Origin of the sequence: Microcystis sp. M44BS1, from assembly GCF_020244875.1 — a bacterium.
GTDB lineage: Bacteria > Cyanobacteriota > Cyanobacteriia > Cyanobacteriales > Microcystaceae > Microcystis > Microcystis panniformis.
In genome coordinates this window covers 1-4312 of sequence record NZ_JADBVM010000164.1, presented here as the reverse complement: position 1 = coordinate 4312, position 4312 = coordinate 1, and the positions used below count along the sequence as shown (strand labels likewise).

Annotated in this window: 4 protein-coding genes and 2 pseudogenes; 3 read left to right on the top strand and 3 right to left on the bottom strand. The window is 39.4% G+C overall.

What is annotated here, in order from left to right:
* Positions 1-165 precede the first annotated feature (165 nt).
* From IM515_RS13260 to IM515_RS13250, 3 genes and pseudogenes are all read left to right on the top strand, one after another.
* Positions 166-783: pseudogene (locus IM515_RS13260) on the top strand (ATP-binding protein); the annotation flags it as partial.
* Between the two features lie 366 nt (positions 784-1149).
* Positions 1150-1596 carry a DUF29 domain-containing protein gene (locus IM515_RS13255; RefSeq protein WP_287629314.1) on the top strand — a complete coding sequence of 149 codons (447 nt, stop codon included), beginning with the start codon at positions 1150-1152 and terminating at the stop codon, positions 1594-1596.
* A gap of 242 nt (positions 1597-1838) precedes the next feature.
* Entirely contained in the window at positions 1839-2306 is a 468-nt protein-coding gene (locus tag IM515_RS13250; protein ID WP_193961015.1) for a DUF29 domain-containing protein, read from the top strand.
* Here IM515_RS13250 and IM515_RS13245 read toward each other — a convergent pair.
* The 3 genes and pseudogenes from IM515_RS13245 to IM515_RS13235 all read right to left on the bottom strand — a co-directional run.
* On the bottom strand, positions 2303-3091 hold the full coding sequence (locus tag IM515_RS13245) for a hypothetical protein (protein ID WP_287629315.1): 789 nt from the start codon (positions 3089-3091) through the stop codon (positions 2303-2305). The two genes, IM515_RS13250 and IM515_RS13245, sit on opposite strands and share 4 nt — an antisense overlap.
* A gap of 351 nt (positions 3092-3442) precedes the next feature.
* The gene (locus tag IM515_RS13240) at positions 3443-3949 is read right to left on the bottom strand and encodes a type IV pilin-like G/H family protein (protein ID WP_287629316.1); all 507 of its coding nucleotides are present in this window, start codon (positions 3947-3949) and stop codon (positions 3443-3445) included.
* A gap of 148 nt (positions 3950-4097) precedes the next feature.
* A pseudogene (locus IM515_RS13235) lies at positions 4098-4312 on the bottom strand (hypothetical protein); the annotation flags it as partial.

Genomic DNA, 4312 nt, shown 5'->3' with positions numbered 1-4312 from the left:
GTTATCAGTTATCAGTTATCAGTTATCAGTTATCAGTTATCAGTTATCAGTTATCAGTTATCAGTTATCAGTTATCAGTTATCAGTTATCAGTTATCAGTTATCAGTTATCAGTTATCAGTTATCAGTTATCAGTTAATTTTTTTCTGGTTTTGTTTGTGGCTATATGCTGCCCGGTTTTCGGATTATTATGACTATTCCGATCGCCACTTTAAGAGAAGTAGCTTTAAAGGCAACTCTCCAAACAGAAACTAACGATCAGATCGTACAAATGCCTGTATATAAACTCTTTAAACAGGGAGGAATTAATTCACCTAATGCTATACCCGATCCCCAAATTATTGCTACTTTAACCGAGATTATCACTAAGCGCATCGATCCCGCTTTAATCGATCCTGACACCCTCGAAAAAATTTGTCTTTATAGTGGGGGAGTGTTACGAGAATTAATTCGCATTACTAATGATTGCTGTCGGGTTTGTTTGCGATCGGTTCGTCGTTATCCTGATGATAATACCCTAAAAATTGATCAAGCTGTTTTAGAACAATCAATCACAGAACTTAGTCTCGATTTTGCTGAAAGTATCGGTACAGCAGATGAGGAAATTATTAAAACTGTTTATGAAAAGTCAAAACCGAAGTATCTCAAGGATCAAAATTTTCTAGATCTGTTGCATGGTTTATATATTTTGGAATACCGCAATGGCGATCTCTGGTATAATGTGCATCCGATTATCCGATATCCGATTGTGGTTGAGTTAATGAAAAAAAGAGGAACAATTTGAATGGGATAAATAAGTAGTTATAATTAAATTGAAGATGGATCTCCCCTTGATCCCTAGGGTTGATTCATAGTAGGGTTGATTCATGAATCAACCCTACCCAAACCCCCCGTTGGGGACGCAAGCGCCGTCCCCAAACCCTGGAGCGCATTAGCTTTTCGGTGGGATGCTTACACGCGGCTGTTCATACATTTGTAGCAGTTTAAGAGTGACTGATAATTGCTGATTATCGCTATTTCCGAAAATGTGAGATACACCCAAACCGAGCGACTTTTAATGCAAGTTTTAAGTAAGCGCCAATTCAGACTTAAATTGTTGGCGAAGTTTCGCTAAAATGAAGGTAATTAGTCAAGATAAGAGGTCAAAATTATGACTTTAGCCAAGGTAAAAAATCTGTATGATCAAGATTTTGCTTTGTGGATAGAGAAGACGGTTAAGCAATTAAAATCTGGGGATTTATCTCAGGTTGATTTGGAGAATTTAATCGAGGAGGTGGAATCTTTGGGAAGACGAGATAAAAGGGAACTTAAAAACCGTTTAATTACATTGTTTGAACAGGGTTTAAAACGCCGTTATCTTCTTTTGTACGACTGTTATCGAGGTTGGGAAGTAACAATTAAACGCTGTCAATCTAAGTTAAAAGATATCCTTAAAGATTCCCCTAGTTTATGCAGTTTTTTGACGGATATTTGTGATGATTGTTATCAGGAAGCGGTGGAGAATATGCGAATCGAATATGATGCTAGTTTTCCCGATGTTTGTCCTTTTTCTAAGGATATTGATGGCTTATTAAATCATAAGTTTTGGGAAAGTTAAACTTTGATACCAAATCGGTTGAGGAGAGGCACTCTTGGGATAGGGAGAATAGGTAATCATACTAAATCCGTTGAGTAACGCACAGAAAACGGGTTTCTCGGAGAAACCCGTTTTCTACTCTCGGAGAAACCCGTTTTCTACTCATGCACTCATGCAAAAAGGGGAATAAATAATCAGTCTTTAATAACCAGATTTAGTGTGATTTTCAAGAAATTAATTTAAGTTTAACAGGGAGAAAAATTATGACTTTAGCCAAGGTAAAAAATCTGTATGATCAAGATTTTGCTTTGTGGATAGAGAAGACGGTTAAGCAATTAAAATCTGGGGATTTATCTCAGGTCGATTTAGAGAATTTGATCGAGGAGGTGGAATCTTTGGGGAAAAGTCAACCCAAAGCGGTCGATAATTTTTTAACTCGTTTATTAGAACATTTATTAAAACGTTGTTATGTGGTTCTTCCCGATTGTTATCGAGGGTGGGAAATTGAAATTAGAAATTTTCGCAAGGAGTTGAAGAAGGAATTTAAGTATTCTCCTAGTTTGAAAAGGTTTATGATCGAGATTTTAGAAGAATGTTATCGAGAAGCTTTAGAAGCGGTGAAAGAGGATTATCCGGACTCTAATTTTCCCGATGTTTGTCCTTTTTATAAGGATATTGATGCCTTATTAAATCATAAGTTTTGGGAAGATGAAAAATATGTCAAACTCTAATCTTTGGGGGGAATTGCCATCACTTGATTATCATTAATCACAACCAATTTACCGCCCAATTTTTCGATATTTTCCTTAGCTAACCTGCGGGTTTCTTCGTATTGGCTATTTATCCAGACTAACATCCAAGCACCGACTCTAGGAGCGCGACTATCGGGATTAGTTTCTAAAAATTTCACTGTTCCCCTAGCGGATTTTTCGATAAATTCATTACCGGCAATTTTTGCCCAATCTGCGGCCATTTGATAGGATTTTTTCGCCGCGGGAATATCACCTAAAAATAATAGTTCATCCACTCCTTTATATAACCAAAGAAAATAGGCATCGGTGACATCAGGAGTGATTTTTGATAAACCTTTATTCATAATCTCAATCGTTCTTTCGGGTTTACCAGCATTGAGGGAAGAAGCGACAGACATCATCAAATAGGCGCGGACAAATTTTGGGTCATTTTTGGTGACAATTTCCATAAAATCGGGACTTAAACCGTAACCAGTTTCCCTACGAGCATCCCCATCGCCATAGTATTGTATAAACTGTAACATTGACCAATTGGCTAACATATTATTAAAGCCAAAGGAAGGTATATTTTTTAATAACTCAACCTGAGCATTTTCTAGACGAGACTCTTGACGATAATTTCTATCTAATAATTTTTCTTTGGTCAAGGTTTTCACCTTTTCCTGTTGCATTTCCACAATAGCCATAATTAGTCCACCGATGACGGCGACTAAACCAAGAGTTTTAAGTAAGGATAGATTGAGAGATTTTTTTGCACCTACCATAGCTTTAAATAAAAGTCAATAATCAGTAACGTAAGTAGCTGGTTTTAATTAAATTAAAACATGGATTTTAGGTTCGATCCCCCCTGCCCCGCTTGATAAGGGGGGTGCCGATAGGCGGGGGGATCTCCCCTTTATCCCCCCTTAATAAGTAGGGTTAATTCATGAATTAACCCTACCATCGCGGTTAATTCATGAATTAACCCTACGATGAATTAACCCTACGATGAATTAACCCTACGATGAATTAACCCTACGATGAATTAACCCTACGATGAATCAACCTACAAATCACGACCTTCATAATTATAACCATCTACTTATCAACAAAAATAAAAGATTTTTGGGTTTATTTTAATTAATTTTAATGCCATCAACACAGCTAAGAACACCGGCGGAATTACTGGTAGAAACATTATCGTCTAAAGGAGTGTCATCCTCACAAACAATACCAGTATAGGCCCCGGCTGCCGTTTGTCCAGCCGCTCCAGCATAATTTTTAATATCGTCATCAAATTCAGGCACTGCATTCGCTCGATAGGCGGTTCCAAAAGCATCGGGGGTTTCTACTTGGCTGATATTATAAAATGTTAGGGAAATAGTGGCAGCTTCCAGAGATAGTTCAGATAAAGTAGCAAAAGTCCCTTTTTCATAACGATAACCCTGTTGGGCGCGATTGATTAATCCCAGTGCTTCGCGCGCTTCTGCTTGCCTACCCTTAGCGATTTGTCCCAAGAGAGTGGGTAAACTGATGGCAGCGAGAACCCCCAATAAAATCACCACTACTAACAATTCTATTAGAGTAAAACCCCTCGCTTTTTTTTCCTGTGATTTGATTGCTGAAAAAAGAAGGTATTTCATGGTTAGGCACTGGCAATGTTGACTATATTTTGGGTGTTGGGGTGTTGGGGTTTTAGGGTGTTGGGGTGTTGGGGTTTTAGGGTGTTCGGGTGTTCGGGTGTTCGGGTGTTCGGGTGTTCGGGTGTTCGGGTGTTCGGGTGTTGGGGTTTTAGTTGAAATTCCCCCACTTCCCCATTCCCCCATTCCCCCACTTCCCCATTCCCCCACTTCCCCACTTCCCCACTTCCCCCACTTCCCCCACTTCCCCACTTCCCCACTTCCCCATTCCCCCACTTCCCCACTTCCCCATTCCCCCACTTCCCCACTTCCCCATTCCCCCACTTCCCCACTTCCCCACTTGCCCATTCCCCCACTTCCCCACTT